We start from the raw sequence: 1104 nt of genomic DNA, 5'->3' as shown, positions 1-1104 counted from the left end.
ACGCCGGGCAGCGCCGACGCCGTCGTGGCGGCCGGCGTCCTCAACAACGCCCGCGACACCGACGCCGCCCTCCGGCATCTGGCGGACCTGCTCGCGCCCGGCGGCGTCCTGCTGGCCACCGAACCGACCCGGGAACACCTGGAGATCATGGCCTCCCAGGCCTTCATGATGACCCCGGCGCAGGACGTACGGCGTGCCTCCCGCGCCACGTTCCTCTCCCGCGAGCACTGGACCACCGCCCTGAGGGGCGCGGGCTTCGCCCCGGTCGTCACCGCACCGGGCGAGGATCACGCCCTCGCCCCGCTCGGGCAGCGCCTGTTCGCCGCCGTGGCGCCGCCGCGCCGGGACTGAGCACCGCCGGCCCACCGGCGCCGAAAGACCACCCGCCATGCCACCACCCGAGGGGAACCCACCGTGCTGCGATGCAGCCATGTCTTGTGCAAAGTCGACGATGTCGGCGCTGTCGTGCGGGACTACGAAGCGCTCGGCTTCACCGTCGCGTACGGAAGCGCCCCCGAGCGCGCGCACAACGCCCTGCTCTGGTTCGAGGAGGGCCCGTTCATCGAGTTCTTCCAACTGCCTCCCGCATTTGGCTTGTTGAGATGGCCGATGGCCGCCGTCAACGGCCGCGCGGCGGGGGAGCGGCTGGCCCGCTGGGCCCGCGGTGGAGAGGGCTGGCGCGACCTCGCCCTGGAGACCGACGACACCGCCCTCGCCGCGGTCCACACCGCCCTGCGCGACGGGGGCGTGCGCGTGTCCCGCGTCATGAACGGGCGCCGCAAGCGCCCCGACGGCGCCCTCGTGCGCTACCAGTTCCTCGCCGCCCGCCCGGCGGAGCTCCCCTTCGCCGTCTCCTCCTACGACCCGCCGCAGCGGCCCGCCACGGTGCGCCACCCCAACGGGGCCCGCCGCATCGGCCGGGTGCGCTACGGAGTGTCCGACCGCGACCGCGCGGCCTTCGACCGGCTCGCCGCACACCTCGACCCGGGCGGTCCGCTCGTCGTCGAGCCCGCCCCCGCCACCGGCGTTCTCGCCGTCGGGATCGAGGGGCTCACCGGGCCGCCGGACCCCGGCCGGACGCACGGCGCCGTCCTGACCGCACCG

Annotated in this window: 2 protein-coding genes; both read left to right on the top strand. The window is 75.5% G+C overall.

Annotated elements, in window-relative coordinates; translation table 11 throughout:
* On the top strand, window positions 1-351 hold a 351-nt coding region (locus ACFU99_RS44385), incomplete at its 5' end, for a methyltransferase domain-containing protein (RefSeq protein ID WP_384404577.1).
* Between the two features lie 63 nt (window positions 352-414).
* Window positions 415-1104: VOC family protein (locus ACFU99_RS44380; protein ID WP_384404575.1), on the top strand; the 690-nt coding region annotated here is incomplete at its 3' end.

It is taken from the genome of Streptomyces sp. NPDC057654, from assembly GCF_042800135.1.
GTDB lineage: Bacteria > Actinomycetota > Actinomycetes > Streptomycetales > Streptomycetaceae > Streptomyces.
Note: the sequence above shows the minus strand (reverse complement) of the source record. Positions and strands in the feature narration are given on the sequence as shown.